General features: G+C 62.7%; 26 protein-coding genes. 9 read left to right on the top strand and 17 right to left on the bottom strand.

The window, feature by feature from the left end:
- From paaK to paaA, 9 genes are all read right to left on the bottom strand, one after another.
- Nucleotides 1–1,329, bottom strand: coding sequence for a phenylacetate--CoA ligase PaaK (gene paaK / locus GCN78_RS05975; RefSeq protein WP_152250911.1), 1,329 nt, complete (start codon nt 1,327–1,329; stop codon nt 1–3).
- A gap of 67 nt (nt 1,330–1,396) precedes the next feature.
- Nucleotides 1,397–1,843, bottom strand: a complete 447-nt coding sequence (paaI, locus tag GCN78_RS05970) for a hydroxyphenylacetyl-CoA thioesterase PaaI (RefSeq protein ID WP_152250858.1) — start codon at nt 1,841–1,843, stop codon at nt 1,397–1,399.
- Nucleotides 1,836–3,401 carry a 3-hydroxyacyl-CoA dehydrogenase PaaH gene (gene paaH, locus GCN78_RS05965; protein WP_152250857.1) on the bottom strand — a complete coding sequence of 522 codons (1,566 nt, stop codon included), beginning with the start codon at nt 3,399–3,401 and terminating at the stop codon, nt 1,836–1,838. The genes paaI and paaH overlap by 8 nt, the downstream gene beginning before the upstream one ends.
- Before the next feature lies 1 nt (nt 3,402).
- Nucleotides 3,403–4,194 (bottom strand): 2-(1,2-epoxy-1,2-dihydrophenyl)acetyl-CoA isomerase PaaG, encoded by a 792-nt coding sequence (paaG, locus tag GCN78_RS05960; RefSeq protein WP_152250856.1) that lies wholly within the window; start codon nt 4,192–4,194, stop codon nt 3,403–3,405.
- 51 nt (nt 4,195–4,245) lie between these two features.
- On the bottom strand, nt 4,246–5,325 hold the full coding sequence (paaE, locus tag GCN78_RS05955) for a 1,2-phenylacetyl-CoA epoxidase subunit PaaE (protein ID WP_152250855.1): 1,080 nt from the start codon (nt 5,323–5,325) through the stop codon (nt 4,246–4,248).
- Nucleotides 5,326–5,365: 40 nt separating this feature from the next.
- Nucleotides 5,366–5,911 (bottom strand): 1,2-phenylacetyl-CoA epoxidase subunit PaaD, encoded by a 546-nt coding sequence (gene paaD / locus GCN78_RS05950; RefSeq protein ID WP_152250854.1) that lies wholly within the window; start codon nt 5,909–5,911, stop codon nt 5,366–5,368.
- On the bottom strand, nt 5,911–6,663 hold the full coding sequence (gene paaC, locus GCN78_RS05945; RefSeq protein ID WP_152250853.1) for a 1,2-phenylacetyl-CoA epoxidase subunit PaaC: 753 nt from the start codon (nt 6,661–6,663) through the stop codon (nt 5,911–5,913). The genes paaD and paaC overlap by 1 nt, the downstream gene beginning before the upstream one ends.
- Nucleotides 6,664–6,677: 14 nt before the next feature.
- The gene (gene paaB / locus GCN78_RS05940; RefSeq protein WP_034746356.1) at nt 6,678–6,962 is read right to left on the bottom strand and encodes a 1,2-phenylacetyl-CoA epoxidase subunit PaaB; all 285 of its coding nucleotides are present in this window, start codon (nt 6,960–6,962) and stop codon (nt 6,678–6,680) included.
- Between the two features lie 30 nt (nt 6,963–6,992).
- Nucleotides 6,993–7,982 carry a 1,2-phenylacetyl-CoA epoxidase subunit PaaA gene (gene paaA, locus GCN78_RS05935; protein ID WP_152250852.1) on the bottom strand — a complete coding sequence of 330 codons (990 nt, stop codon included), beginning with the start codon at nt 7,980–7,982 and terminating at the stop codon, nt 6,993–6,995.
- Between the two features lie 267 nt (nt 7,983–8,249).
- Here paaA and paaX point away from each other — a divergent pair, with 267 nt between their 5' ends.
- On the top strand, nt 8,250–9,179 hold the full coding sequence (gene paaX, locus GCN78_RS05930) for a phenylacetic acid degradation operon negative regulatory protein PaaX (protein ID WP_152250851.1): 930 nt from the start codon (nt 8,250–8,252) through the stop codon (nt 9,177–9,179).
- Between the two features lie 111 nt (nt 9,180–9,290).
- Here the strand turns inward: paaX and GCN78_RS05925 are convergent, their stop codons facing one another.
- Nucleotides 9,291–9,545: a hypothetical protein gene (locus GCN78_RS05925; RefSeq protein ID WP_077408596.1), complete on the bottom strand. Its 255-nt coding sequence runs from the start codon at nt 9,543–9,545 to the stop codon at nt 9,291–9,293.
- Between the two features lie 141 nt (nt 9,546–9,686).
- On the opposite strand from GCN78_RS05925, the gene GCN78_RS05920 reads away from it, so the two are divergent.
- The 3 genes from GCN78_RS05920 (at nt 9,687) to GCN78_RS05910 (ending at nt 14,260) form a co-directional block, all read left to right on the top strand.
- Nucleotides 9,687–10,811, top strand: a complete 1,125-nt coding sequence (locus GCN78_RS05920) for a M14 family metallopeptidase (protein WP_034746346.1) — start codon at nt 9,687–9,689, stop codon at nt 10,809–10,811.
- 367 nt (nt 10,812–11,178) lie between these two features.
- Nucleotides 11,179–12,876, top strand: a complete 1,698-nt coding sequence (locus GCN78_RS29965) for a methyl-accepting chemotaxis protein (protein ID WP_152250850.1) — start codon at nt 11,179–11,181, stop codon at nt 12,874–12,876.
- 265 nt (nt 12,877–13,141) lie between these two features.
- Nucleotides 13,142–14,260, top strand: a complete 1,119-nt coding sequence (locus tag GCN78_RS05910; protein ID WP_226939489.1) for a cytochrome-c peroxidase — start codon at nt 13,142–13,144, stop codon at nt 14,258–14,260.
- Between the two features lie 39 nt (nt 14,261–14,299).
- Here GCN78_RS05910 and pmbA read toward each other — a convergent pair whose 3' ends face one another.
- Nucleotides 14,300–15,652 (bottom strand): metalloprotease PmbA, encoded by a 1,353-nt coding sequence (gene pmbA, locus GCN78_RS05905; protein ID WP_152250848.1) that lies wholly within the window; start codon nt 15,650–15,652, stop codon nt 14,300–14,302.
- Between the two features lie 92 nt (nt 15,653–15,744).
- Here pmbA and yjgA point away from each other — a divergent pair, with 92 nt between their 5' ends.
- The 3 genes from yjgA to GCN78_RS05890 all read left to right on the top strand — a co-directional run bounded on the left by yjgA (nt 15,745) and on the right by GCN78_RS05890 (nt 17,730).
- On the top strand, nt 15,745–16,344 hold the full coding sequence (yjgA, locus tag GCN78_RS05900; protein ID WP_152250847.1) for a ribosome biogenesis factor YjgA: 600 nt from the start codon (nt 15,745–15,747) through the stop codon (nt 16,342–16,344).
- An 88-nt stretch (nt 16,345–16,432) separates the two neighbouring features.
- Complete coding sequence (gene mog, locus GCN78_RS05895; protein ID WP_152250846.1) at nt 16,433–17,065, top strand: molybdopterin adenylyltransferase; 633 nt, start codon at nt 16,433–16,435, stop codon at nt 17,063–17,065.
- The gene (locus GCN78_RS05890; RefSeq protein WP_152250845.1) at nt 17,062–17,730 is read left to right on the top strand and encodes an alpha/beta hydrolase; all 669 of its coding nucleotides are present in this window, start codon (nt 17,062–17,064) and stop codon (nt 17,728–17,730) included. Before mog ends, GCN78_RS05890 begins: the two co-directional genes overlap by 4 nt.
- 56 nt (nt 17,731–17,786) lie before the next feature.
- On the opposite strand, the gene GCN78_RS05885 is transcribed toward GCN78_RS05890, so the two are convergent.
- The 5 genes from GCN78_RS05885 to GCN78_RS05865 all read right to left on the bottom strand — a co-directional run bounded on the left by GCN78_RS05885 (nt 17,787) and on the right by GCN78_RS05865 (nt 23,504).
- Nucleotides 17,787–19,346 carry a S1C family serine protease gene (locus tag GCN78_RS05885; RefSeq protein WP_226939488.1) on the bottom strand — a complete coding sequence of 520 codons (1,560 nt, stop codon included), beginning with the start codon at nt 19,344–19,346 and terminating at the stop codon, nt 17,787–17,789.
- Between the two features lie 91 nt (nt 19,347–19,437).
- The gene (locus GCN78_RS05880; protein WP_152250844.1) at nt 19,438–20,004 is read right to left on the bottom strand and encodes a carboxymuconolactone decarboxylase family protein; all 567 of its coding nucleotides are present in this window, start codon (nt 20,002–20,004) and stop codon (nt 19,438–19,440) included.
- Nucleotides 20,004–20,852, bottom strand: a complete 849-nt coding sequence (locus tag GCN78_RS05875; protein WP_152250843.1) for a fumarylacetoacetate hydrolase family protein — start codon at nt 20,850–20,852, stop codon at nt 20,004–20,006. The genes GCN78_RS05880 and GCN78_RS05875 overlap by 1 nt, the downstream gene beginning before the upstream one ends.
- Complete coding sequence (locus GCN78_RS05870) at nt 20,797–22,137, bottom strand: MFS transporter (RefSeq protein ID WP_193316624.1); 1,341 nt, start codon at nt 22,135–22,137, stop codon at nt 20,797–20,799. Before GCN78_RS05870 ends, GCN78_RS05875 begins: the two co-directional genes overlap by 56 nt.
- A 2-nt stretch (nt 22,138–22,139) precedes the next feature.
- Nucleotides 22,140–23,504 carry a KamA family radical SAM protein gene (locus GCN78_RS05865; protein WP_226939487.1) on the bottom strand — a complete coding sequence of 455 codons (1,365 nt, stop codon included), beginning with the start codon at nt 23,502–23,504 and terminating at the stop codon, nt 22,140–22,142.
- A gap of 282 nt (nt 23,505–23,786) precedes the next feature.
- On the opposite strand from GCN78_RS05865, the gene GCN78_RS05860 reads away from it, so the two are divergent.
- Both GCN78_RS05860 and GCN78_RS05855 read left to right on the top strand, forming a co-directional pair.
- The gene (locus GCN78_RS05860; RefSeq protein ID WP_152250841.1) at nt 23,787–24,245 is read left to right on the top strand and encodes a cache domain-containing protein; all 459 of its coding nucleotides are present in this window, start codon (nt 23,787–23,789) and stop codon (nt 24,243–24,245) included.
- 66 nt (nt 24,246–24,311) lie between these two features.
- Nucleotides 24,312–26,012, top strand: a complete 1,701-nt coding sequence (locus GCN78_RS05855; RefSeq protein ID WP_152250840.1) for a methyl-accepting chemotaxis protein — start codon at nt 24,312–24,314, stop codon at nt 26,010–26,012.
- On the opposite strand, the gene GCN78_RS05850 is transcribed toward GCN78_RS05855, so the two are convergent.
- Complete coding sequence (locus GCN78_RS05850) at nt 26,009–26,587, bottom strand: DNA-3-methyladenine glycosylase (RefSeq protein WP_152250839.1); 579 nt, start codon at nt 26,585–26,587, stop codon at nt 26,009–26,011. The genes GCN78_RS05855 and GCN78_RS05850 overlap by 4 nt on opposite strands.
- Between the last annotated feature and the right edge of the window lie 87 nt (nt 26,588–26,674).

The following is a 26,674-nucleotide window of genomic DNA, read 5'->3' as shown; positions in this document are numbered from 1 at the left end:
TCAGGAGAAAATCTTCGGGCGCTGGTCGACCACGCGGCGGGCCTTGCCCGTCAGGGTGCGTTCGATGCCGGCGGCGGCCACCAAGCGCACGCGCGTGCTCACGCCCACGTGCGTCTTGATGCGGTGTTCCAGCTCGCGCGCCAGGGCGTCCGTTTCGCTGGCCGAGATGGTGGCGGTCAGGTCGATGCGCAGCTCGGCGATCACTTCGAGTTTGTCGAGGTGGCCGTCGCGCGTGACCACCAGCTGGTATTGCGGCGCCAGTTTCGGCATTTTGAGGATCAGCTCTTCGATCTGCGTGGGGAAGACGTTCACGCCGCGGATGATCAGCATGTCGTCAGAACGGCCCGTGATCTTGCCGATGCGGCGCATCGAACGCGAGGTCGGCGGCAGCAAACGGGTCAGGTCGCGCGTGCGGTAGCGGATGATGGGCAGCGCTTCCTTCGACAGCGAGGTAAACACCAGCTCGCCCTCCGCGCCGTCGGGCAGCACTTCGCCCGTTTCCGGGTCGATGATCTCCGGGTAAAAATGGTCTTCCCAGATGACGGGACCGTCCTTGCTTTCGATGCATTCGGACGCCACGCCAGGCCCCATCACTTCGGACAGGCCGTAGATATCGACGGCGTCGATGCCGGCGCGCGCCTCGATTTCCGAACGCATGGCGTCCGTCCACGGCTCGGCGCCGAAGATGCCCACCTTCAGCGACGATTCGGCCGGATCCAGACCCTGGCGCGTGAATTCCTCGATGATGTTGAGCATGTACGATGGCGTCACCATGATGATGGACGGCTTGAAATCCTGGATCAATTGCACCTGCTTTTCCGTCTGCCCGCCGGACATCGGGATGACCGTGCAGCCCAGACGTTCGGCGCCGTAGTGCGCGCCCAGGCCGCCCGTGAACAGGCCGTAGCCGTAGGAGATATGCACCATGTCGCCAGCGCGGCCGCCGCCGGCGCGGATCGAGCGCGCCACCACGTTGGCCCAGGTATCGATGTCGTTCTGCGTGTAGCCGACCACCGTTGCCTTGCCCGTCGTGCCGCTCGACGCGTGGATGCGCACCACTTGCTCGCGCGGCACGGCGAACAGGCCGAACGGGTAATTGTCGCGCAAGACCTTTTTATCGGTGAACGGGAATTTCGACAAGTCGGACAAGGATTTGAGGTCGTCCGGATGCACGCCTGCGGCGTCAAAAGCGGCACGGTAATGGGGCACGTTGTCATACGCGTGCTTGAGCGTCCATTTCATGCGTTCGAGCTGCAGCGCCTGCAGTTCATCCTTGCTGGCGCGCTCGATCGGCTCGAGGTCATTCGGGGCGGGAATTCGTTGGACCATCATTGTCTCCTAATTGGTTCTTTAACTATTTAAAGCTGCAGCGGCAGTTCAAGCCTGCTCTTGTACTTCAATCACTAATGACTGCACCCGCCACGCGGATCGACTTGCCGCGAAACAGCGCGATGGCGCGGCCGTCCTGGTTGCTGACCTTGACGTCGTAGACGCCGCTTTTTCCCGCCAGCGCCTGCTCGACGGCGTGCGCCGTGAGCACATCGCCCTCGCGGCCCGGCGCCAGGTAATCGATGGTGCAGCCGGCGCCCACGGTGTTCATGTTGTAGCTGTTGCAAGCAAACGCGAAGGCGCTGTCGGCCAGGGCGAAGATGAAGCCGCCATGGCAGGTCTGGTGGCCATTGAGCATGTCGGCGCGCACCGTCATCGTCATGCGCGCATGGCCGGGGCCCACTTCGGCCAGGGCGATGCCCATGGCGGCGGTGGCGTTATCGCGCGACAGCATGGAGGCGGCGGCCGCTTCGGCCAGGGCCTGGGCGGCGTGGAGATGGTCTTCCTTATGCATGAAACGGTGCTCCATTAGCGAGTTTGCGGCGCAGCAGCGGCGAGACGCGGTAGCGGTCTTCGCCATAGCCTTGCGCCAGGTGATGCAGCACGGCGACGATGTGCTGGACGCCGACGGCATCGGCCCAGGCCAGCGGTCCGCGCGGGTAGTTGACGCCTTTCTGCATGGCGATATCGACGGCGGCCACCGTGCATACGCCCTGGTTGACGGCGTCGGCCGCCTCGTTGGCCAGCATGGCGACCGTGCGCATGACGGCCAGGCCAGGCACGTCGTCCAGGCGCGTGACGATGAAACCGGCCGCCTGGAACAGGCCGACGACGGCCGCATAGGCGGCGTCGCTGCACTGGTCGGCCCGGGCCACGGCGATGCGCTTGGCCCCGGCGTAATCGAGCGCCAGGTCGAACAGCACCGTGTCCGGATGCTGGTTGTCGTGCGCGCGCTGGGTGGCGCTGCGCCCGTCCGTCAGATAAATCGCGGCGCCATGGCAATGCAGGGCGGGCGCCTCGTCGGGCGCCTGGCCTTCCTGCGTCACACGCCGGCTGACCGTGATGCCGGCCTGCTCCAGGCGCTGCACCAGGCTGCGAATGATGCCGCTGTGGCCACGGCCATCGCCGCCGACGGCTGCCGACAGGGCGACGAATTCGGGCTTGGGCTGTGGGCCTTCCGCCTGCGCCACGGGGGCAGCGGCGCCTTCGCCGTACAGGTAAAAGCCACGGCCCGATTTGCGGCCGAGGAAACCGGCGTTGACCATTTCCTGCTGCAGCACGGACGGCGTGAAGCGCGGATCATTGAAGTAGGCGCCGAACACGGATTGCGTGACGGAGAAATTGACGTCATGGCCGATCAGATCCATCAGCTCGAATGGCCCCATGCGGAAGCCGCCCGCTTCGCGCAGCACGGCATCGATGGTGGCGGCGTCGCCCGCCTGTTCGCTCAACAGGCGCCAGCCTTCCGCGTAGAACGGACGGGCCACACGGTTGACGATGAAACCGGGCGTCGATTTCGCATGCACGGGACTCTTGCCCCAGGCGATCGATGTGTCGTACACGGTGGCGGCCACTTGTTCGCTGGTGGCCAGGCCACTGATCACTTCGACCAGCGCCATCAGGGGCACAGGATTAAAGAAATGCATGCCGACCAGGCGTTCCGGACGACGCAGCTTGGCGGCGATGGCCGTGACGGAGATCGACGAGGTGTTCGTCGCCAGGATGCACTCGTCGCTGACCAAGGCTTCCAGTTCGGCGAACAGGCCGCGCTTGACGTCGAGGTTTTCCACGATGGCTTCCACCACCAGCGCCGCATCTGCCACATCGGCCAGGCTGCCGGCCGCCTGCAGGCGCGCCGTGGCGGCAGTGGCTTCGTCGGCCGTCATGCGGCCCTTTTCGGCCAGCTTCGCATACATCTTGCCGATGTCCGCCAGCGCCTTGCTCACCGCTTCCGCACGCGTGTCGTACAGTTTCACGCGGTAGCCGGCGGCCGCGGCCACCTGCGCGATGCCGGCGCCCATGGCGCCGCTGCCGATGACGGCGACGATACTGTTGTTGTCCAAAGCTGCCATATCAATGTCCCTTGAATTGCGGTACGCGCTTTTCCATGAAGGCGGCGACGCCTTCGCGGTAATCGTCGCTGTTACCGAGATCGCTCATCATGCGCGCTTCCAGCGCCAGTTGCTGCGGCAGGGTATTGGCGCCACTCAGAGCCAGCGCCTGCTTGGTATACGCCAGGCCCTTGGTCGGTGCGGTAGAGAAGTGCACGGCCAGCTTGCGCGTTTCCTGCGCCAGTTCGGCGTCGTCTACGCATTTCCAGATCAGGCCCCAGTCTTCCGCCTTTTCCGCCGTCAGTTTTTCGCCGAGCATGGCCAGGCCCATGGCGCGCGCGGAACCGATCAGGCGCGGCAGGAAGAAGGTGCCGCCCGTGTCCGGGATCAGGCCCAGTTTGCAGAACACTTCGACGAAGCTGGCCGACTTGCCGGCGATGACGATGTCGCAGGCCAGCGCCAGGTTGGCGCCCGCACCGGCGGCCACGCCGTTGACGGCGCAGATCACGGGCATAGCCAAGGCCTTCAAGGCCAGCACCAGCGGCGCGTAATTCTTTTCCACCGACTCGCCCAGGTCCACGCCCTTCGAGCCCGGTTCCACGGCGCGGTCGGACAAGTCCTGGCCCGCGCAAAAGCCACGCCCCGCGCCCGTCAGCACGAACACGCGCACGCTACTGTCGGCGTTGACTTTGGCGATGGCGTCACGCACTTCCTCGTGCATGGCTTGCGTAAAGCTATTGAGCTTGTCGGGACGATTCAGGGTGAGCGTCGCGATGCCGTGCTCGATGGTGAAGAGGATGTTTTGGTAGGTCATGGCGTCTCGCTTTTATAATGGATACGGCAGGGCATCAGCCCTGCGCCGGCTTTATTCTGCCTGGTCGAAGTCGACCACGACCTTGTCGGTCAAGGGGAAACTCTGGCAACTGAGGACGAAGCCGCGCGCCACTTCGTAGTCTTCCAGCGCGTAGTTGACGTCCATTTCGACCTTGCCGTCGAGGATCTTGCAGCGGCAAGTCGAGCACACGCCGCCCTTGCACGAGTAGCGCATGTCCAGCCCCGCTCGCAGGCCCGCGTCGAGGATGGATTCCTTGTCCTTGTCCATCGTGAAGGTGGTGTGGTTGCCATCCATGATGACGGTCACTTCCGTTTCCTGCACGGCGCCCGCGTCGAACTGGGCGCGCGGTTTGTGGGCGTTTTTCGGGATGCTGGCGGCGAACAGTTCGATCTTGATGTTCTGCTTCGGCATGCCGGCCGCCTGCAGGGCGGCGGAGACGCCCAGCATCATGTCTTCCGGGCCGCAGATGAAGGCGTTGTCGTAGTCTTCGACACGGATCCAGTGCTGCAGGAACTGCTCGCATTTTTCCTGCGTGATGCGGCCGTTGAACAATTCGATGTCCTGCTGCTCGCGGCTCATCACGTAGACCAGGTTCAAACGCTCCAGGTACACGTCCTTCAGGTCCGTCAATTCTTCCTTGAAGATGACGGACGACGAGGCGCGGTTACCGTAGAACAGGGTGAAGCGGCTCAAAGGTTCCGTCAGCAGGGTGGTCTTGATGATGGAGAGGATGGGCGTGATGCCGCTGCCGGCCGCGAACGCCAGGTAGTGCTTGCGGTTGACGCAGTCGAGCGGCACGTTGAAGTGGCCCATGGGCGGCATCACCTCGATGGTGGTGCCGGCTTTCAGGGTGTCATTCGCCCAGGTGGAAAAAGCGCCGCCGGGCGTGCGCTTGATGGCCACGCGCAGCGTGCCGTCCTGCACCGCCGAACAGATGGAATACGAGCGGCGCACGTCTTCCGCATTGATGTTGGCGCGCAGGGTCAGATGCTGGCCCTGCTGGAAGCGGAACTGCTGCTGCAGTTCGGCCGGCACGTCGAACGTGACGGCGATGGTGTCGCGCGTTTCGTTGCGCACGTTCGCCACGCGCAGCGGATAAAATTTACTCATGCTTCATCTCCAGTTTCTTCGGAACGTGTGCCTGATTTTTTTAGTGGCACTTGAAGTAGTCAAACGGCTCGCGGCAATCGATACACTTGTACAGCGCCTTGCACGGCGTGGAGCCGAACTGGCTGGTCAGCTGCGTATGCGTGGAACCGCAGTTCGGGCAGATCACGTCCAGCTTGGGGGCAGCCTGGCGTTTTACTCCGCCTGCTGTTCCTCCACGCAGGCCGCTGATGTCGATCACCTGCTGCTGCGGCGGCGCGATGCCATAGCCTTTCAGCTTGGCCTTGCCCGCCTCGCTCATCCAGTCCGTGGTCCAGGCGGGCGCCAGCTGGTTCACCAGGGTCACCTTGGCCACGCCATGGCTGCGCAGGGCATCCGTGACGGCGTCGGCGATCACCTGCATGGCCGGGCAGCCCGAATACGTGGGCGTGATCGTCACGACACATTCCTCGCTGCTGACCACATCGACGGCGCGCACGATACCCAGGTCCACCACCGAAATGACGGGGATTTCCGGGTCCGGCACGTCGCCCAGCCAGGCCCAGACCTGGGCGGCGTCCAGCGGCGCGGCACCAGCGGCGGCGTTCATTACCACTCCGCCCCGGGATAGGCGCGCTGCAGGAACTGCATCTCGGCCAGAATAAAACCCAGGTGCTCCGTGTGCGTGCCCTGCTTGCCGCCCTTTTGCATCCAGGCGTCGGGCGCCGGCATGCTCAAGGTGGCTTCGGCGAAGATCTCGGCCACATGTTCGAGGAAGGCCTGGCGCAAGATATCCGATGGCGGAGCAATGCCGGCGGCGACCATGGCCTGGTCGACGGTGTCGTACTTGAACATCTCGCCCGTGAACATCCACAGCTTGTCGGCGGCGGCCTGCGTTTTCGCGTGGCTTTCTTCCGTGCCGTCGCCCAGGCGCACGATCAGGTCACCGCTGCGGCGCAGGTGATACGTCACTTCCTTGATCGACTTTTGCGCCACCTCGACGATGCGCGCATCCGTCGATTTCGTCAGTTCCAGCAGCTGGAAGTAGTGCCAGCTGTCGAAGAAGAACTGGCGCATCATGGTGTCGGCGTAATTGCCGTTCGGCTGTTCGACCAGCAGGCAGTTCTTGAAGTCGTGGGCGTCGCGCAAAAAGGCGATGTCGTCCTCGTCGCGGCCCGCGTTTTCCAGTTCGGCCGCATAGCTGAACCACAAACGCGTCTGGCCCAGCAAGTCCAGCGCCACGTTGGTCAGCGCCATGTCCTCTTCCAGCGCGGGACCCTTGCCGCACAGCTGCGACAGCTGCTGGCTGAGGATCAGGGCGTTGTCGCCCAGGCGCAGCAAGTAGTTAACTTTGTCATCCATTGCAGGCGCTCCCATCACAGGTTCTTGACTTCTTCCGGCATCGGGAAGAAGGTGGGATGGCGGTACACCTTGCTGTTCGACGGTTCGAACAGGGCGCCCTTGTCGCCGGGGCTGCTGGCGACGATATCGGCCGCGCGCACCACCCAGATGCTCACGCCTTCATTGCGGCGCGTGTAGACGTCGCGCGCATGGTTGACCGCCATGGTGGCGTCGGAAGCGTGCAGGCTGCCCACATGCTTGTGCGCCAGGCCGTGCTGGCTGCGGATGAAAACTTCCCACAAAGGCCATTCTTTGCTCATGTTGCTATCCCCTATCTGTCTTATTGATATTCAGGCTGCCGCTTTGCTAGCGGCTTGCTTGTCGGCGTAGGCGACCAAGGCATCGCGGAACCATTCGCCGTCCGCATACGCTTTCACGCGCGTTTGCAGGCGTTCGCGGTTGCACGGGCCATTGCCCTTCAGGACATTATTGAATTCGGCCCAGTCGATCTCGCCGAATTCATAATGGCCCGTTTCCGCATTGAACTTCAGGTCGGGATCGGGCACGGTCAAGCCCAGGTATTCGATTTGCGGCACGGTCTGGTCGACCATGCGCTGGCGCAATTCGTCGTTCGAGAACAGCTTGATGCGCCATTGCGCCGACTGGGCGCTGTTGACGGAAGCGGCGTCGGACGGACCGAACATCATCAGCGATGGCCACCACCAGCGGTTCAGCGCATCTTGCGCCATGGCTTTCTGCGCCGGCGTGCCCTTGCATAGCGACATCATGATGTCGTAACCCTGGCGCGCATGGAACGATTCTTCCTTGCAGACGCGGATCATGGCGCGCGCATACGGCCCATACGAACAGCGGCACAGGGGAATCTGGTTGATGATGGCGGAACCGTCGACCAGCCAGCCGATGGCGCCCATGTCGGCCCACGACAGGGTCGGGTAGTTGAAGATGCTGGAATATTTGGCTTTGCCCGAGTGCAAGGCGGCCAACAGGTCGTCGCGCGACACGCCCAGGGTTTCCGCGGCGCTATAAAGATACAGGCCGTGGCCCGCTTCATCCTGGATCTTGGCCAGCAGGATGGACTTGCGTTTCAGGGTCGGCGCACGCGTGACCCAGTTACCTTCGGGCAATTGGCCGACGATTTCCGAGTGCGCGTGCTGCGAAATCTGGCGGATCAGGGTCTTGCGGTAGGCGTCCGGCATCCAGTCCTTGGCCTCGATCTTGATGCCTTCGTCGATGCGCGCCTGGAAAGCGCGCTCTTCCTGGCCCATGTCGTCGATGGAGCGGACGTTCTTGAGGCCGGTTTCAACCATTTGTGCGTACATGATCTGTCTCCCATGTCTTTGATTTTGCGCAGCAACGCGGTGCGATGAACAGATAATACGATACAAAAAACGATTTGCATACACTTGATGTGAGTCATTTTAAAAATTCGTATCTTGTGCAGCTTTTTTGTGCGTATGATATTGCTTATGAGAAAACACTGTGGAGCGCCACCAGCGCTTCCGGCAAATTATTGCCGCGCTACCCGCGCGGCCAAGTAAACTGCTGCTTTTATTGAACCGACCGCAACACGGCCAGACCGGAACCACATGAAGAACACCCGCTGCACGGCATGGATAGCCGATTTCCTGGAAAGCGACCCACCGCGCTCGAAGTCCCTGGTGATGACCATCTTTGGCGACGCCATCGTGCCGCGCGGCGGCGCCATCTGGCTCGGCAGCCTGATCGAACTGCTGGCGCCATTCGGCGTCAATGACCGCCTGTTGCGCACCAGCGTGTTCCGCCTGGCGCAGGAGGGCTGGCTCAGCTCGCAGCGCGACGGCCGCCGCAGCGCCTATACGATACGCCCGGAAGCGCTGGCCCGCTTCGAACGCGCCTATCGCCGCATCTATGCGCCGCTGGTGGTGCACTGGGATGGCAGCTGGACCCTGGTGATCGGGCCGGCCGGCAGCATCGGCGCCGCCGAGCGGGGGGCGCTGCGCAAGGAATTATTGTGGGCCGGCTACGGCTTGATCTCTCCCGGCATCTTTGGCCACCCGGCCAGCAATACGGAGGCGCTGGAAGATATCCTCGTGCGCAACGAGGTACAGGGCAAGCTGTACGTCTGCCACACCACGGAATTGCCAGGTGTCAGCACGCGTCCCCTGCGCGACATGGTGGGCGACTGCTGGGACTTGTCGGAAGTGATGGCCGGCTACGAAAAATTCATCGCCAGCTTCCAGCCGCTGCTGACCCTGCTGCAAGAGGCGCCCGAGTTCGATGCCGAGCAAGCGTTCGTCATCCGCTCGCTGCTGACGCACGCCTACCGCCGCGTGCAATTGCACGACCCGCAACTGCCCGTCGAACTGCTGCCCGAACCGTGGCCCGGCACGCAAGCCTATGCGCTGGCGCGCGACCTCTACCGCATCACGTATGCGGCGGCCGAGGAACATATCCTGGCCACCCTGCGGCGCGAGGATGAACAGGCGCCGGATGTGGAGCCCTGGTTTTTTGAACGTTTTGGCGGACTGAACACCTGACAAAACGTCCATGGCGGCGTTGCAGGGCCTGGGCCTACGTTCGTACTGCCTGCGGCCCTGCGCCTTGCCCTGGCCATTTTTCAGACGTTCAGGATTTGCTCACTGCTGCGTTCACTGCTTGGCGACGACCTGCTTGGCCCCTGCCAGCAAATCCTGCCCCAGCTTTTCCAGAGCGTTGGCCTGTACCAGCATGGTGTCGAGGATGGCCACGTTGAAGGTGAATTCGGCCGGCGTCGTATAGCCGGGGAAACGTATGATGCGCAGCAATTCCTGCAAGGTCGTGCCCTTGCCCAGGTGCGCCAGCGCATCGCTGAGGGCGCTGATTTTCTTTTCCAGTTCGCGGATGTGTTTGCCGTTGTCGTCCATGATGCTCTCCCTGTGTCGGAGCTTCCACGTTAGCAAAGCATGTCCCGCCTCGTTTGCGCCAGCACAAAGGCCACCGCAAAACAGGTATCATCGCGCCATTGCACACGATGCAAAACCCATACGTTTTTATCAGGAACACTCATGACCATTAAAATCAGCCAGCAATTCGACGCCGGCGCGATCGAGGTGCTGCGCGCCGACGATGCCCAATCCATCGAGCTGAACATCCGCAAGGATTCCCACGCCGACATCACGCAGTGGTTTTACTTCCGCCTGCAAGGCGCGCAAGGCGAGGCGTGCACGATCCGCTTCATGAATGCCGGCAAGTCGGCCTACCCGGACGGCTGGAAAGACTACCAGGCCGTGGCCAGCTACGACCGCGAAACCTGGTTCCGCGTACCGACCAGCTTTGACGGCACGGTGATGACCATCGAACACACGCCGGAAGAAGAAAGCGTCTACTACGCCTACTTCGAGCCGTATCCATGGGACCGCCACCTGGCCCTGATCGACAGCGCGCAAGCGTCGCCGCTGGTGCGCCTGATCGACCTGGGCAGCACCGTGGAAGGCCGCGACATGAATCTGCTGGTGGTCGGCGACGCCGATGCCGAGAAAAAAGTCTGGGTCATCGCGCGCCAGCATCCGGGCGAGACGATGGCCGAATGGTTTGTCGAAGGCATGCTCGAAGCGTTGCTGGACCAGGCCAATCCGTTTGCCCGCCAGTGCCTGCAAGACGCCGTCTTCTACGTGGTACCGAACATGAACCCGGACGGTTCCGTGCATGGCAACCTGCGCACCAACGCGGCCGGCGCCAACCTGAACCGCGAATGGATGACGCCAACCATGGAACGCAGCCCGGAAGTGTTCCTGGTGAAACAGAAAATGCATGAAATCGGCTGCGACCTGTTCCTCGACGTGCATGGCGACGAAGGCTTGCCTTACGTCTTCGTGGCCGGCAGCGATGCGCTGGAAAATTTCACGCCAGCACAGAAGGCCGAGCAAGACCGCTTCATCGCCGACTTCAAGGTGGCCAGCCCCGACTTCCAGGATGAGCACGGCTACGAAGACGGCCCGTTCACGCCGGAAGTGCTGACCATGGGTTCGCCCCACATCACGCACGCCTTCGGCTGCCTGTCGCTGACCCTGGAACTGCCGTTCAAGGACAACGCCAACGATCCCGACCCGCAAACGGGCTGGAGCGGTGCCCGCAGCGCCGCCCTGGGCGCGGCCGTGCTGCAACCTATCCTGTCCACCTTGCGCGCCTGAGCGCCACGGCCGAAGCGGCCTGCTTGACCCCATGCCCCGCTCGCCGGGGCATTTTTTTTGGCCGCACGGCAAGCGTTGCTGGCGGAGCAGTTTTTTTTCCGAACATCTTGCTTACCAGAAATTATCGTCCTACACTTGACAACAGAATCGGGCCGCGCCTGCGCCGCCCCGCAAGAATATATCGCCGGGCGGGTCGCCACGACTTCCCGGCCATCGAAAATATCCATCCACGGCCTTATCCCTGCCGAGTTAGCTTTCTGTATCGCACACTGACCGCATCAGCATCGTCATGCACGGACGCCGCTTGTCCTCTAGAAGATGCCCCGCGCACGCTTTCTTTTCGCTTTTCGCCGAGGATGACCGACCCATGTCTAAGCTCAAAATCAGTACCCGCCTGGCCTTCAGTTTCAGCCTGATCATTGTCCTGCTTGCCATGGTGGCATTTGTTTCCATCAGCCGCATCCGCAACATCAATGCCTCGACGGAAAATATCCTCAACGACCGCTATGCCAAGGTCATGCTGTCCAATACGATCCAGTCCGAAATCAATATCCAGGCCCGCCTCCTGAGCAACGCCATCATCGGCGCCAACGATACCGACGAAGTCAGCAGTTCCGTGGCCAAGATTCAGGCGTCGGCCAAAAAGAACGTGGAACTGCTGGCGCGCCTGAAAACCCTGATCAATACGCCCAAGGGCCAGGAATTGTTCCAGGCCGTGACGACCAGCCGCGAAAGCTATGCCAGGACGCGCGATGCGAATATCAAGCTGTTGCAAGAAGGCAAAGCGGAAACGGCGGGCATCTTCCTGTTGACGCAGCTGCGCTACCCACAGGAAAAATTCCTGACGGCACTGGCAGCCATGGCCGGCTTCCAGGAATCGCTGATGGCAGCCGAAGGCAAGCAAGCGCTCGCCGATGGGCGCATGGCCATCATTCTGACCCTGTCCCTGTCGATTGCCGCGACGGTCATCGCCATCGCGCTGGCCCTACTGATCAGCCGCTCCATCAGCCGTCCCATAGCCGAAGCCGTCAAGGTGGCGCAACGGGTGGCGGCCGGCGACCTGTCGGGCAGCATCGACGCGCGCGGCGACGATGAAACGGGTCTGCTGCTGCGCGCCCTGAAGGAGATGAATGACAATCTGCAAGGCATCGTGGCCCGCGTGCGCCATGGCACGGACGCCATCGCCCACGGCTCGCGTGAAATCGCCTCCGGCAATATGGACCTGTCGTCGCGCACGGAACAGCAAGCCAGCTCGCTGGAAGAAACGGCGTCGTCGATGGAGGAACTGACGTCGACCGTCAAGCAGAACGGCGAGAACGCACGCCAGGCCAACCAGATGGCGCAATCGGCTTCCAGCGTAGCCAGCAAGGGCGGGCAAGTGGTGGCGGAAGTGATCACCACCATGGATTCCATCAATGCCTCGTCGAGGAAAATCGTCGACATCATCGGCGTCATCGACGGCATTGCGTTCCAGACCAATATCCTGGCTCTGAATGCGGCCGTGGAAGCGGCCAGGGCGGGCGAACAGGGACGCGGCTTTGCCGTCGTCGCCACGGAAGTGCGCAACCTGGCCCACCGCTCCGCCTCGGCCGCCAAGGAAATCAAGATCCTCATCGACGACTCCGTGCACCAGGTCAATCTCGGCAGCACCCTGGTGAACCAGGCGGGCAGCACCATGGAAGAGATCGTCAACAGCGTACGGCGTGTAACCGACATCATGGCCGAGATCACATCCGCCAGCAACGAGCAGGAGGCGGGCATCGAGCAGATCAACCAGGCCATCACGGAAATGGATGCCGTGACACAGCAAAATGCGGCCCTCGTGGAAGAGGCGGCCGCCGCGTCCGAAGCCCTGCAGGATCAAGCGGGCATCCTGGCCGAAGCCGTCAGCGTGTTCAAGCTCGACGGCACGCAAGCGCTGCCGCCCGTCGTGCCGGCTTCGCGTCCCGCGCCACGCGCCACTGTCGCCAGGGTGGACAAGCCCCGTCTCGTCGCCAGCGCGCCCGTCAGCCGCAAGCACGCCACCCCCGCCGCAGTGGCGGAAACAGAATGGGAACAGTACTGACCGTGCCGCGAACAGCCGCCCTTGCCGCCCTGCGGCGCGGCGAGGGCAGCCTGCAGCGTAGCGGGAGCGGCGCGCTGCCATGGCGCAGCGCAACATCGCTAATCGTTGCCACATCGGCCATTGCTGCCTATACTGGGCGCAGCATTGCCTGTCCCTCCACTTGCCGATCACTACCCTGCATATGACCATCAAAGACCAGCCACGCGCTGAGGCGCGATTTTCACCGACCCGATTTGCACACGTGTGCACATTCTTGTTTCTTGGCTTGCACGTCATACCAAGCACGACGGCTGAACTCAGCCCTGCCGCACAGCTGGGGCGCAGTATCTTCCACGATGCCAGCCTGTCCGCCTCGGGCAAGCAGTCGTGCGCCAGCTGCCACGACCCGGCCCACGCCTATGCGCCCGGCAACAAGCTGGCCGTGCAACTGGGCGGCGCCGATGGCCAGGCGTCCGGTTACCGCGCCACGCCATCGCTGCGCTACCTGGAACACACGCCGCCCTTCCGCTTTGATGAGGAAGGCGCGCCCAACGGCGGCATCAACTGGGACGGCCGCGCCGCCAGCCTGGCGGAACAGGCGGAACGGCCGTTCCTGGCGGCGCATGAAATGGCCAATGCCAGCACGGATGAAGTGGTGGAACGGCTGCGCAACGGCAGTTACGCGGAAGCATTCCAGCGCGTCTTTGGCGACGCCATCTTTGCGCAACCACAACAGGCATTCAAGCGCATCACCTATGCCTTGCAGCAATTCCAGCAGGAAGAGCCGGACTTCCACCGCTACGATTCCAAATATGACCTCTACCTGGCCAACAAGGTTCCCCTGGAACTGGCGGAATTGCGGGGACTGGCCCTGTTCAACGATGAACGCAAGGGCAATTGCGCCGCCTGCCACCCCAGCGTGCGGGGCGAACATGGCGCGCCCCCCTTGTTTACGGACTTCAGTTTCGACAATCTGGGCGTGCCGCGCAATGCGCGCATTCCCGCCACGGCCGACCCGGCCTATTTCGACCTGGGATTGTGCGGCCCCGACCGCACGGACCTGGCGACGAAAAGAGACTTATGCGGCGCCTTCAAGGTGCCCAGCCTGCGCAATGTGGCCACGCGCCAGGTATTCTTTCATAACGGCGTGTTCGACAACTTGACGGATGCGCTGCGTTTTTATGTGCGGCGCGATACGCATCCGCAAGAATGGTATCCGCGCGACAAGCGGGGAAAAGTGCAGAAATTCAATGACGTACCCGCCAGATACCGCGCCAACGTGAACGTCAGCGAGGCGCCGTTCGACCGCAAGCGTGGCATGGCGCCCGCGCTGACGGCGGGCGAGATCGAGGACATGGTGAAGTTCCTGGCCACCCTGACGGATGGCTATCAGGTCCAGCAGTAAAGCCGCTGCCCGGCATTGTCGCACCGGACAGGCAAGCGCTCAACCGCCGGCCACCACCATGCTTTCGATGAGGATGGAGCCGGTTTCCTTGGTGCCGCGGCGCAAGACGTCGGCGCCCACGGCGACGATATTGCGCAGTATGTCCCGCATGTTGCCAGCGATGGTGATTTCTTCCACCGGATACTGGATCACGCCATTTTCCACCCAGAAACCGGCCGCGCCGCGCGAATAGTCGCCCGTCACGTAATTGGTTCCTTGTCCCATCAGTTCCGTCACCAGCAAGCCCGTGCCCAGCTTCTTCAGCATGGCACTAAAATCGTCGCTGGCGGCCGTCAGGTTCGAGGTCAGATACAGATTATGCGAGCCGCCCGCGTTGCCCGTCGTCTGCATGCCCAGCTTGCGGGCCGTGTAGGTCGACAGGAAATAGCCTTGCACCACGCCATCCTTGACGACGTCGCGGCTGACGGTTTTCACGCCCTCCTCGTCGAACGGCGCGGAACCGACGCCGCCGATCACGTGCGGGTCCTCAAAGATCTGCACGTGCGAGGGCAGCACTTGCGTGCCCAGGGAGTCGTTCAGGAAAGTGGATTTGCGATACAGCGCGCCGCCCGAGGTCGCTTGCACATAGGTCCCCAGCAAACCGGCCGCCAGCGGTGCCTCGAACAGCACGGGACAGGTGCGCGTGCCCAGTTTGCGCGCGTTCAGGCGCGACAGGGCGCGCTCGGCGGCGTAGCGACCGATGGCTTCCGGGCTCGACATCCTGGCGGCGTCGCGCACGGACGAATACCAGTCGTCGCGCTGCATCTTTGCCCCTTTGCCGGCGATGGGCGCCACGGACAGCGTGTGGCGCGAAAACGGGTAGCCGCCGATGAAGCCGCGCGAATTGGCGGACACGAAATGCGATTGCTGCACGTGCACGCTGGCCCCCTCGCTGTTCGTGATGCGCGGATCGACGGCGAACGCGGCCGCTTCGGCACGCTGGGCCAGCACGACGGCTTCCTCGGTGGAAATGAGCCAGGGATAGAACAGTTGCAAGTCGCGGGGGGACATTTCCAGCATCTCGGCGTCGGCCAGGCCCGCGCAATCGTCCTCGGCCGTGAAGCGGGCGATGTTGTAGGCGGCGTCCACCGTGGCGCGCAAGGCGGACGGCGAAAAGTCGGACGTGCTCGCATTGCCGCGCTTCTTGCCGACAAACACGGTCACGCCCATGCCCTTGTCCTTGTTTTGCTCGATCGTCTCGATCTTGCCTTTTCGGACAGAAACGGACAAGCCACCGCCTTCGCTGACTTCGACGGCCGCGTCGGTGCCGCCCGCTTCCCGCGCAAAAGACAACACATCACGGGCCAGTTGCTGCAATTGCTCTTGACTATGGGTAAATACGGAGTCGTTCATGCGCTGTTTTCTTCGGAAAGCCGCTAAAAAGGTTATCATAGCAGTCGTTTACAGTTTACAGGTGCGGCCTACGCGGCCAATCCCGCCTTATCATGCCAAATCCAAACCGGGGAGCTTGCGGCTTCCAATCCACCGAATTCGAACAGGAATATGAACGTCCTTCGAAGTCGGAACTCAAGCGCCAGATGACCGTCCTGCAAAAGCTGGGCGAAGAACTCGTCAATGAGGCCCGCGACCGCGTCAAGCGCGTCCCGATGCCGGAAGACGTGCGCGACGCCATTCTCGAATGCCAGCAAATCAAGGATCACGAAGGCCGCCGCCGGCAGCTGCAATACGTGGGCAAGAAGATGCGCACCCTGGATGAGGAAGAAGTTGCCGCCATCCAACGCACCATCGATAGCTGGAAAGGCTTGTCGAAAGCCGACACGGCTAATATGCACGCGATGGAACGCCGCCGCGACAAACTCTTGACGGACGACAAGGCCCTGACCGTCTTGCTGTCGGAAAACCCGGAACTGGACGTGCAGCACCTGCGCACTCTGATCCGCAATGCCCGCAAGGAGCAGGCCGAGAACAAGCCGCCAAAAGCCTACCGTGAAATCTTCCAGATCTTGAAAGAGATCGACAAGAAGAAAAACAGCGGCAAGAAAGATGCCGACGCAGATGGCGCAGAAGCAGAAGACGACGAGTAATTTGCCGTTTGCGCCCAAGGATGGACAAAAAACCGGGATAATCCCGGTTTTATTGTTTTTACGCCACTCCAGACTCTATAGGTGACCGATGTCCACCACTCTCGAAGACGAATTGATTATCGGCCTCGTGTCGATCTCGGACCGCGCCAGCGGCGGCGTGTATGAAGACCTGGGCATCCCCGCCCTGGAAAGCTGGCTGTCCGCCGCCATCCGCACGCCTTTCCGCCTGGAAAAACGCCTGATCCCGGACGAGCGCTCGCAAATCGAAAACACCCTGATCGACCTGGTCGACCTGAGCCACTGCCATCTGATCCTGACGACGGGCGGCACAGGCCCGGCGCGGCGCGATGTGACGCCGGACGCGACCTTGTCCGTCGGGACCAAGGAAATGCCCGGTTTCGGCGAACAGATGCGCCAGATCAGCCTGCAATTCGTGCCGACGGCGATCCTGTCGCGCCAGGTGGCCGTGATCCGCGAGACACCCGAGCGCGCCGCCCTGATCATGAACTTGCCAGGCCAGCCGAAAGCCATCAAGGAAACCCTGGAAGGCTTGAAGGATGCCGATGGCGTGCAACTGGTCAATGGCATCTTTGCCGCCGTGCCGTATTGCATCGACCTGATCAACGGCCCCTACATGGAAACCGACCCGGCCATCTGCAAGGCCTTCCGTCCCAAATCGGCGCTGCGTCCGGCGCAACCTTTACCTGAGGAAAATACATGAGCACCTTGCTGGAAACCATAGAACTCGACAGTGCACCGAATCCCACCGTCTCCATCATCTGGATGCACGGCCTGGGCGCCGACGGCAACGACTTCGTGCCCCTGGTCAAGGAACTCGACCTGCGCGGCTGCCCCGCCATCCGCTTCATTTTCCCCAGCGCCGGCACCATGCCCGTCACCATCAACAACGGTTATGTGATGCGCGCCTGGTACGACATCCTCGTGAACGACCTCGTGCGCCGCGAAGACGAGGGCGGCTTGCGCGCCTCGCAGGCGCAGGTCGAAGCGTTGATCGCGCGCGAAAAGGCGCGCGGCATTCCCGCCAGCCGCATCATCCTGGCCGGCTTCTCGCAAGGCTGCGCCATGACTTTGCAAACGGGCTTGCGCCACGCGGAACCGCTGGCCGGCCTGATGTGCCTGTCCGGCTATCTGCCGCTGGCCGACAAGACGGCTCTTGAACGCACGCCGGCAAGCCTGCAGACGCCGATCTTCATGGCGCACGGCACGGCCGACCCCGTGGTGCCGCTCGCCCGCGCACAGCAGTCGCGCGACTTGCTCACCGGCATGGGATACAAGGTGGAATGGCACGAGTACATGATGCAGCATTCGCTGTGCCAGGAAGAAATCGACGCCATCGGCGCGTGGCTGAAAAAAGTGCTCGCCTAAAATAAAACAGGCGCGGTGTACGCCGCGCCTGCTGTCGTATGCAACGCCGGGAACGATCAGTTCGCCGGCGTTTTCTCATTCCAGATTTTCAGCATGTCGGGCGACGCTTCCGAGCGGATGCCGTTGTCCGTCAGCACCGATTCCGTCGCGGCCAGCATGTCCTTGCGGGGCACGACCACCATTTCCGCATCGCGCTGCTGGAAGCGGAAGGTCAGCAACTCATCCGTCTGGTCGCGCAGCAAGGCCACCAGGTGCGCCAGGCTGCGCACGCGCACGCCATTGACGGAATCGACGACCGAGAAGAAACGCGTGCTGTAGCCATTCATCAGCTTGTGCGGGAAGAACGGCGCGGCGATCACCACCAGTTCTTCACGCTCGCTGTCGGGCGCATCGCCGCGCCGCGTGGCCAGCGGATTGCCGGCAAACGCCATGCCGCCCAACATTGCCGGGTTGCCATTCGGCGCGGCCATGAATTCCGTGCTGGCGCGCGAAAACACCATCGGGCCGAAGATGAAATAGGATGGGTAATTGCCCTGCAAGCCGCTGATGAGCATCGGGTGCGCCGCCGAGACGGGCACCTTGATTTTCAGCGACGCGCCCTGGCGCACCACCGTCAACGGCAACTGGCCGTCTTTCGCCAACTGCTGCACCCGGTACTGGAAGCGCACGCGGCTGTTGGCATTCAGCTTGACCATGCCTTGGTTGTCGATGGGAAAATCGCCGATATGCGTGATGACATCCCACTCCTTGAGCGGATAGGCGGCATCCTTGCTGGCCGGCGTCATCACGACGGCGCCCTCGACACCCCTGGCCAGCTTCAGGTAAGTGCGCAACGCGGGATTTTCCAGCGTTTGCGTGACGTCGCACATGGCCGGCTTGCCCTTGGGTGCGCCACTGTCCTGGTCGCGCAGGAACAGCTCGATTTCCTCGTTGGGGATGATGTAGCCGATGTTTTGCGCGTTGAGCATGCCGGCAAAGGCCAGGCCGATCATCTTGTCGCCGGCGATCACGGGGCCGCCGCTATTGCCTGGATTGATGGCCGCATCGATCTGGATGCGCAGGCCGGACACGGGGAAGTTGTAGCGCACGAATTCGATGCGCGAGACGATGCCCTTGGTGATCGACAACGACGTGCCGCCCGTCGGGTAGCCATACGCCAGCACGGCGTCGCGCACATCCGGCAAGACATTCGCGCGCGGCACGGCTTTGTGGCTGGCGAAAAAACTGTCGTCGTCGATCTTCAGCAAGGCCAGGTCCATGCCGCGCGAGATGGCCAGCACGGTCGCCGGTATCTTGTCGCCGGCGCCATTGGCCTGAATCTGCACCTGGCTGGCGTAGCCGACCACGTGCGCATTGGTGAGGATGCGGCGCCCTTCGATGACGACGCCGGAACCCGTCACCTCCTGCGGCGCGGCCTTGCTCCACGGCTTGTACGGATCCGGCCCGCGCAGGGTGGAAAACACCTTGACGACGGAATTTTCCAGGGCGGAAGCGCTGGGGTTGGCGGCAGCAGCGGTCTCGGCGGCAAGCGCGCGCACCGTCATCACGGGCAAAAAAGAAAGGGCCAGCGCCAGGAAGGCGCGGCCCATCAGGGTGAAGCACGGACGAGTTTTCATTGAGCTGATTGGCAATGGAAGGGAAGTAAAATTATATATTGAATAATTTCCACTTCATTACATTTTGTCCATCTTTGCCCGAAGAGCTCCTCTAATCGGGCAAAGGCGTGACGCCCAAGGCCGGCACCGCCGTCTGCGCCCCGTTCATCACCATGGCCAGGAAGGTGTAGTAGCCATTGATACCCATCAAGTCGACCACGCCGTGTTCGCCGAACAGCGCCAGCGCGCGCGCATACGTGGCGTCGCTGACGCGCTTGTTCTGCTGCAGCTCGATGCAAAAGTCGTGCACGGCTTGCTCGTCTTCCTTCAGGGCAAGCGGTGTGCGCCGCGCCGCGATGGCGTCCACGGCCGCTTGCGCGATGCCATTCTGCACGGCCAGCGGCGCGTGGATGGCCCACTCGACTTGCTGGTCCCACTGGCGCGCCGTCACCAGGATGGCCAGCTCCGACAGCCGCGTGCCGATGGCGCTGCGGTAGCGCAAGTATTCGCCCATGCGCTGCGCCGTTTCCATCAGCTCGGGGCTGCGGATCAGCGGCACGAAGGGTCCGTACAGGGCCCCGCGCGGACCGTCGATGATGGCTTGCGCGGCCGCGCGCTGCTGCGGGTCCAGCTGGTCCAGCGGCAACGCGGGCAAACGGTCGATATCGCCACCGGCCATCAGGCAGTCCAGGCGACCACGTCCTGCTGCTGTTCGCCGAGGCCCGCGATGCCCAGGCGCATGCTGTCGCCTTTTTTGAGGAAACGCTGCGGCTTGCGGCCCTGGCCCACGCCCGGCGGCGTGCCCGTGGCGATGACGTCGCCCGGTTCCAGAGTCATGAATTGCGACAGATAGCTGACGATCTGCGCGACAGTAAAAATCATGGTTTGCGTATTGCCGGTCTGCATGCGCTTGCCGTTGACTTCCAGATACAGGTCCAGATCCTGCTCATCGATGACTTCATCGCGCGTCACCAGCCACGGACCGATGGGGCCGAAGGTATCGCAGCCCTTGCCCTTGTCCCACTGGCCGCCCCGCTCCAGCTGGAACGAGCGCTCGGAAATGTCGTTGACGACGCAGTAACCAGCCACGTATTTCAAGGCGTCCTCTTCGCTCACGTATTGCGCGCGCGTACCGATGACCACGCCCAGTTCCACTTCCCAGTCCGTCTTCTTGGAACCTTTGGGCAACACGACATTGTCGTCCGGGCCATTCAGGCAAGTGATGGCCTTCATGAAGACGATGGGTTCGGCCGGGATCGGCATGCCGGATTCGGCCGCGTGATCCGCGTAATTGAGCCCGATGCCGATGAACTTGCCGACTTTCGCCAGCGGCACGCCGAAGCGTGGATTGCCGCGCACCAGGGGCAGGGTCTTTTCGTCGAGCTTGGCCAGCTTGCGCAGGGCCTTGTCGGACAGTTGTGCGCCTTCAATATCGGCAATCACGCCGGACAGGTCGCGCAGTTTGCCTTCTTCATCGATCAGGCCCGGTTTTTCCTTGCCTGGACGTCCATAACGAACGAGTTTCATAGTCTTCCTTGGAGTTGATCATTGCCGCTGTGCAGGCCGCCATTTTACCGGATGGCCCGGCACGCCTGTAGCGGCGGATGAAAAACATCGCAAGTCCCGGCAGCTGCAAGGCCGCCAGCACGCCAAACGCCGCCTGGTAGGCCTGCGGCGGATACTGCTGCAGGCCGTTCAGGGGCCAGCAGCCGAGGATCAGGCCAAAGCCCGCCTGCACCAGGAAGGCGCCCGTGAAGATGAGCAAATTCAAACAGGTGGCCGCCCTGCCCGTCAAGCTGGCCGGCATGCTTTGCGCGACGATCGCATACTCGAGGCCCGTCACCGTGCCCAGCAAGGTAAACAGCACGGACAGCAAAGGCAGGCTGGGCACCACATTGCACGCCATCGCCACTTGCACGGCAACAAACAGGACGATGCCGGCACCCGCCACTTGCATGGGTGCAATACCACGCCGCCCGGCCCATTCCGTCAGCATGCCCATGCCGATGGCGCCGAAGATGACGGCCGCCATGCCCAGGTACAACAGATACGCCACGCTATCGTCGGACATGCTGCCCACGTCGGCCAGCCAGCGTCCCACCCACAAGCCCTGCACGCCAAAGAACACCGTGTGCGGCAGCAGGATCAGCGCGATGGTGCGGCGAAAACCGGGATCGCGATACACGCTCCAGACGCTGACCTTATTCCTCGCAGCAGCAGGGGCCGGCATGGCCGGCGACAGCAGGCGGATCAGCAAGCCGATGGCCAGCGCCGCCAGCGCCAGCCCCAGGAAGACGCCGCGCCAGTCCGTGTAGTGCAGGGCCAGCTTGACGGGCATGGTGGCCGTGGCCGCGCCCAGGCCGCCCACGGCGATCAGGTAGCCATGCACGGAAGGCAGGCGCGATGGCGCGATGGCGCACGAGATCGCTTTCACGGCGGCCATGAAGCAGCCGCCCAGCCCGGCGCCCATGATGGCGCGCGCCCACATCAGTTCGGCAAAACTGTGGCCCCGGCTGAACAGCCACACGCCCAGGGCCGCCAGCGCCAGCAGCCACAGTTGCACCGTGCGGGGGCCGTAGCGGTCGAGGGCCATGCCAACCGGCAATTGCACCAGCGCAAAGGCGAGAAAAAAGGCGCTGGTCAGCAGGCCCAGTTGGGCTGGCGTCAGGGCGATGGCGCCCAGCAATTCGGCCGTCAGCACGGCATTCACACCGCGCAGCAGGCACGACAGGTAATGCCCGAGCGCGAACGGCAGGAACACCAGGCAAAACACGGCCACGCCAGAACGGGCTGGCGCACCGGCGGCGGGCATGCTCAGGCGGCCTGTGCCAGGCGGATGATTTTGTGCGGCACCTGCGGCACAGGTTCATCCGTTTCAAAGAAAAACTTGTCGTGGCCGAAGGCCGGCTTCAAATCGTCCATCCACGTCGCTTCCGCATCGAACTGCGCATAAAACGGCCGGCGCACCCAGTCCGGGTTGCGCGCCTGCAAAAATTGCAGGGCAAACAGTTTTTCGCCATGGATGGTGACGATGCCGTCGATGACGATCTTGCCGGGAAAGGCGCTCATGGAGGGGCCGCGCACCGTGCGCGACAGACCCGACACCATCTGGTAGGCAGCCTGGAAAATCTCGTGCGCCTTCGCCAGGGGCAACTCGAAATAGCCGCGCGGCCCCGTGTCCCGTTCAACAAACATGTAGTACGGAATCGCTCCCAGGCGCGTGCCCGTCTGCCACAGTTCCGCCCAGCTTGCCGGATCTTCGTTGATATGGCGAATCAGCGGCCCCTGCATGCGCACGGTGGCGCCCGTGGAGATGATGCGTTTCACGGCTTGCTGGGCGACGTCCTGGCGCAACTCGACGGCATGGCTGTAATGGCCCATCACGGCCAGGCTCTTGCCCGCCTTGACGATGCGCTCGAACAGGCGCATCAAGTCATCCGCATCGCGGTCGGAGACGAAGCGCTGCGGCCAATACGCCACCGCCTTGGTGCCGATGCGAATGTTCTGGATATGTTCCAGGCCCGGCGCCAGCAGCGGCTCCAGGTAGCCGGCCAGTTGCCGCGTATTCATGATCATCGGGTCGCCGCCCGTGATCAGCACGTCCGTCACTTCCGGATGCAGTTTCAGGTAGGCGACCAGCTCATGCGACTCGTGCGCATCGAACTTCATGTCGTCCATGCCGACAAACTGGGGCCAGCGGAAACAGAAGGTGCAATACGCGTGGCACGTCTGGCCCGCGCTGGGAAAAAACAGCACCGTCTGCGCATACTTATGCTGCAGGCCGCGCACGGGCGCGTCATTGACCCGGGGCACGTTGTGCGTCATCTGGCCGGCCGGGTGGGGATTCATACCCAAGCGCAAGCCATGCACATAGGCGTCGATGGCGGCCTTATCGCGCTGCAGCAGCACCAGGTCGCGCAGGTGCGCGTACTGCTCGGGCGGCAGCATGTCACGGTGGGGAAAGACGAGGCGATAGATGGGGTCGTCGGGGATGTTGTGCCAGTCGATCAACTGATCGAGCACATAGGCATTGGTGCGAAATGGCAAGACGTGCGAGACCACTTGCACGGCCTCGCGCTGCTCTTCCGGCAGCCATTCCCACTGCCGCGCCTGTTGAATGGTTTGCCGCGTGTAGGGCTTGAACTTGGGTGCAAACGGCTCGGTAATGAGTGCGGACACGATCGGCTCCTTGCCTGTAAATAGCGATAACTTTCATGAAGTAAGCCCTATACCATCCAATTCCAGCCTCTTCCTCCCCCATGCCACATCGCCTCGGCATGCTGTGAAAGTCATCATAATTCTTGCCGCTCGGAACCAAATTGCTACATATCAACAAGCCGTCGATACGTTGCACGCTGCCGACAAGCAACACCTTAGTTTGTGCCATCGCAATTTGAGGGACGCGTCGGCGACGTAAATTACGACTTGGCAACATATCCCTCGATATCACAAGGAGCTTTCATGAAACGCTTATTCACGGGTAGCCTGCTGTGCCTGGCATTTGTCGGCGGCAGCGTCAATGCCGCGGTCGAACCAACGGAAAAAGACGCCATTGCCATGGCCGAACGGGGCGCGGCCTTCATGAAGGCGCATGGCAAGGAAGAGATGATGAAGAAAATTACGGCGAAAGACCCGGACTTCGTGCAGGGTTCGCTGTATGTGGACATGCGCGACATCAAGACGGGCATCGTGCTGGCCCACCCCATCAATCCTTCCATCGTGGGCAAGGATTTGACGGATGTGCCCGATGCGAATGGCAAGAAATATCGCCGTGAAATCATTGAACTGGCACAAAAACAGGGCAAGGGCTGGGTCGACTATCAGTACAAGAATCCCACCACCGGCAAGATCGAGCCGAAGACCACCTACATCCTGCGCGTCAACGATGTGGTGCTGGAGGCGGGGATCTACAAGAAGTAAGGCAGGGGCGGCGCGCGCACGCGACGCGCCGCCTGCGCTTGGAACAGCCATAGCCAGGAGTCAAGCATGCTCAATCAATTACGCATCGGACCAAAATTATTGCTGGCACCCACCCTGGTCTTGCTGCTGCTGATACTCAGCTCGAGCGGGGCCTGGTATGGCATGGTGCGGCAAAATGCCTCGCTGGAAAACATGGTGCGGGTGCGCATCACGCATCTGAAGGCAGCCGCCGACGTACTGGGCGAGGCCAGGCAAGTGCACGGCAATATGTACCAGTTGCTGTCGTGGACGAATGGCAGCTTCGCCAAGGCCCGCCTCGATACACTGGAACAACAGATCAAGGCGCGCCACGCGGCCATCGGCAGCCAGCTGGCCACCTTGCGTTCCACGGCCACGGGCGCCGAGCGCACCCTGGTCGATGCGGCCATTACGGCACTGGCCGGCTATCGCAAGGCAGTGCTGGAAACCATGGAAATGGCGCAGATGGACCAGTCGATCGCCACCAATTCCATGCTCAAGGCGGAAACGCAATTCGGCCAGTTCAATACGCAGCTGGCGCAACTGTCCGCGCTGGAAACGACGCTCAGCAGCCAGGCCCATGCGACGGCCAGCGCCGAATTTCGCCGCCTGGGCTGGAGCTTGCTGCTGACGGTGGCGCTATCGATCCTCGTCTCCATCGTGGTGACCATGCTGGTGCGGCGCGCCATGCTGGTGGAAATCCGCGGCATCGCCGACGCCGTGCAAGACCTGGCGGCAGGCAAGCTGATGGCCGGCGCGCCCAAGCAGGGCAATGACGAGATCGCCGCCACGTCACGCGTGCTGGACCAGACCATTGCTCACCTGAACCAGACCTTGCGCACCATCATGGGCGCCGTGCAATCGATCGACACGGCCTCGCATGAAATAGCCACCGGCAATCTGGATTTATCGGCGCGCACGGAAATGCAAGCCAGTTCGCTGGAGGAAACGTCGAGCGCCATGGAAGCGCTGACGCAAGCCGTCAATGACAACGCCGACAACGCCCAGCTGGCTTGCGAGCTGGCGGGGCAAGCCTCCACCCTGGCCGTGCAAGGGGGCGTGTCGATGCAGCAGGCGGTGACGACGATGGCGACCATACGCGCCAATTCGCGCCAGATCGTGGATATTATCGGCGTGATCGACGGCATTTCCTTCCAGACCAACATCCTCGCGCTGAACGCGGCGGTGGAAGCGGCGCGCGCGGGAGAGCAGGGCCGCGGCTTTGCCGTGGTGGCGTCCGAAGTGCGCACCCTGGCGCAACGCTCGGCGCAGGCGGCCAAGGAAATCAAGACCTTGATCGCCACCTCCGTCACCACCATCGATGGCGGCAGCGTGGCGGTGCAGCAGGCGGGCGACAGCATGGGCGCGATTGTCGCCTCAGTGCAGCAAGTCAACGAGATCATCCAGCGCGTGAAACAGGCCAGCGCCGAGCAGGCGTCGGGCATCACGGAAGTGAATCAGGCCGTCACGCAAATGGATGACGTCACCCAGCAAAATGCGGCCCTGGTGGAGCAGGCGGCTGCGGCTGCGGCCAGTTTGCAGGACCAGGCCGTCAAATTGTCGGCGGCCGTGGCCGTGTTTACCCTCGACCCGCTGGCGCCCGCGCAGCCGGCCGCGCCTGACGAGGAACCATTCCAGCATCCGGCCAGCCCCGTCAAAGGGACGGACCGCCGCGCGCTGCACAGTCCGCTGCGCGGCATGTCCGGCCGGCCTGGCGCCAAGGATGCATCGCGGCGCCGGCGCAGCTAGACGGCTGGCGCGCGCAGCGGTCTACTCAGATAGGGCGAACCGGCCAGCACGAAGCGCCACGGCGTGTCCATCGCTTTGGAAATGCCGATACGCGCACCAGCCTGCACCGTCACCTCCTCCTCGCGCGCCAGCAAAGTGAATGGCGGCGCGTCGAGCGCCAGGCGGTTCTGCAGATGACTCACGCCGAGCGCCTGGCACACCTTGCCCGGTCCCGAGCACAGCAGCCGCATATCGTCGACGCCGCGCCGCTCGCGCATCGCATCGAGTCCCGCCATCGGCTCGATGGCGCGGATCAGCACGCCCGCGCCGTGGCCCGCTTCGCGGCACACAAAGTTCAGGCACCAGTGGATGCCGTACGAGCGGTAGACATAGGCATGCGCGGGCGGACCGAACATGGCCGCATTGCGCGGCGTCATGCCGCCATACGTGTGCGAGGCCGGGTCCAGCCGGTCATACGCTTCCGTTTCCACGATACGCCCACCCACGCCGTCGACCAGCACGGTCACGCCGATCAGCTGGCGCGCCACGCTGCTGGAATCATCCGCAAAATCGATACCCGCGAGGATTTTTTTCATCCGGCAATTGTACTGCCGCGCATCTGGCCGCACGCCTGGCCACGCCTTGAAAACAAATAAAACTTAATCTTTTCATCATGAATTTCA

The sequence above is a fragment of the Janthinobacterium rivuli genome (assembly GCF_009208735.1).
Lineage (GTDB): Bacteria > Pseudomonadota > Gammaproteobacteria > Burkholderiales > Burkholderiaceae_D > Janthinobacterium.
Note: the sequence above shows the minus strand (reverse complement) of the source record. Positions and strands in the feature narration are given on the sequence as shown.